Here is a 587-nt window from a genome sequence, read left to right on the forward strand (position 1 = left end):
CCGTGGGCGTTTAAGTCCCGCGCCCGCACCGGCTTCTGCTCCCGGGTGTAGCCCACCACGATGTTGCCCAGCCGCTCTTTGAGGTCCTTCAAGCTGGTGGCCAGGCAGAAAATGGCCATGACCTCGGAGGCGACCACGATATCGAAGCCGTCCTCGCGCGGGTAGCCGTTGCCGGGGCCCCCCAGGGAGACCACGATGTCGCGCAGCGCCCGGTCGTTCATGTCCATCACCCGCTTCCAGGCGATGCGCCGCACGTCGATGCCCAGCTCGTTGCCATGGTGGACATGGTTGTCCACCATGGCCGCCAGGAGGTTGTTGGCCAGCGCAATGGCGTTGAAGTCGCCAGTGAAATGCAGGTTGATGTCCTCCATGGGCACCACCTGGGCGTAGCCGCCGCCCGCCGCCCCCCCTTTGACCCCAAAGACCGGCCCCAAAGAGGGCTCGCGCAGGCAGATGATCGCTTTCTTGCCAATGCGGTTCAGCGCATCGCCTAGCCCCACCGTGGTGGTGGTCTTGCCCTCCCCTGCGGGGGTGGGACTGATCGCGGTCACCAGGATGAGCTTGCCGTCGCGGCGCGACTTGAGGCT

At 66.1% G+C, this 587-nt stretch carries 1 protein-coding gene; it reads right to left on the bottom strand.

What is annotated here, in order from left to right; genetic code table 11:
• Window positions 1–587 (bottom strand): formate--tetrahydrofolate ligase (locus ACTFO6_RS17485; RefSeq protein ID WP_439935706.1); only part of this gene is annotated, 587 nt, incomplete at both ends.

Source organism: Pelomicrobium sp. G1 (genome assembly GCF_051905455.1).
In the GTDB taxonomy this organism is placed as follows: domain Bacteria; phylum Pseudomonadota; class Gammaproteobacteria; order Burkholderiales; family UBA6910; genus Pelomicrobium.